Origin of the sequence: Streptomyces sp. GbtcB7 (assembly GCF_019091445.1) — a bacterium.
In the GTDB taxonomy this organism is placed as follows: domain Bacteria; phylum Actinomycetota; class Actinomycetes; order Streptomycetales; family Streptomycetaceae; genus Streptomyces; species Streptomyces mirabilis.
On record NZ_JAGXJM010000472.1, the window covers coordinates 1 to 248 of the forward strand.

The 248-nt window shown below is 75.8% G+C and carries 1 protein-coding gene; it reads left to right on the forward strand.

Annotation, left to right across the window (positions count from 1 at the left end; genetic code table 11):
* The coding region (locus KVT44_RS56530) for a hypothetical protein (protein ID WP_217577089.1) at nt 1–248 on the forward strand (248 nt) is incomplete at both ends.

Consider the following 248-nt stretch of genomic DNA (forward strand, 5'->3'; position numbering starts at 1 on the left):
TGGAGCGCCGCTTCCCCGGGGGCGCCCCCGGGACCCGCCAGAAGCAGGCCGAGAACGAGAGGGGCGTCATCAGCCAGAGGGGGTTCCGGGGGTACTCCCCCGTCGGCGCCCACTCCATCATGTGGGCCAAGAGGCAGGGCATCGCCGGGGGCCCGGGCCGGGGCTCGGCGGCCGGTTGGCTCGTCGGGTACGCCATGGGAGCCACCGCCCTGGCCCCGATCCCGCCCGGTCTGATTTCCGGGGGGTGC